Source organism: Actinacidiphila sp. bgisy167 (assembly GCF_965342175.1).
Classification (GTDB): domain Bacteria; phylum Actinomycetota; class Actinomycetes; order Streptomycetales; family Streptomycetaceae; genus Actinacidiphila.
The window spans coordinates 1-716 of the sequence record NZ_CBDRBL010000226.1 but is presented as its reverse complement, the minus strand read 5'-3'; the positions used below and the strand labels follow the sequence as shown (position 1 = coordinate 716).

The 716-nt window shown below is 68.2% G+C and carries 1 protein-coding gene; it reads left to right on the top strand.

Features of this window, described 5'->3' with window-relative positions:
- Nucleotides 1-716 (top strand): S8 family serine peptidase (locus ACRWND_RS30895; protein ID WP_431955296.1); only part of this gene is annotated, 716 nt, incomplete at both ends.

The following is a 716-nucleotide window of genomic DNA, read 5'->3' as shown; positions in this document are numbered from 1 at the left end:
TCACCAGCACCGACCCGATCACCGACGGCGACGCCACCTGGCGCCGTATGACCAACGGCCCCCAGGCCGGTTACCAGGGCCGGACCTGGACCGCCCCCAAGCCGACGCAGCAGGTCACGGTCTTCTTCGAATCCGCCACCGCCGGCGGCGACATGGGCGGCGACCTCAACCGCGACGGTGACACCACCGACTTCTGGGGCGTCCTGTACGACCCGGCGAAGGGCACCGTCCGCGTCGACCTGAACGACAACGGGGACTTCACCGACGACGTCGAGATGAAGCCGTACAAGGACGGCTTCCAGGTCGGCTACTTCGGCACCGACAACCCCGCCACCCCCGTCTCCGAGCGGATCCCCTTCGTGGTGCAGATCCGCAAGGACGTCCCCACGGACCCGTACGGCGGCACCTGGGTCGGCAAGAAGGCCGACTTCGTCAACATCGGTGTGGTGGCCTCCGAGCACGGTACCCACGTCGCGGGCATCACCGCCGCCAACGGCCTGTTCGGCGGCAAGATGAACGGCGCGGCCCCGGGAGCGAAGATCGTCTCGTCGCGCGCCTGCGTGTTCGGGCCGGGCTGCACCAACGTGGCACTGACCGAGGGCATGATCGACCTGGTGGTCAACCACGGTGTGGACATCGTCAACATGTCCATCGGCGGCCTCCCCGCGCAGAACGACGGCAACAACGCCCGTGCGCGGATGTACACGCGTCTCATC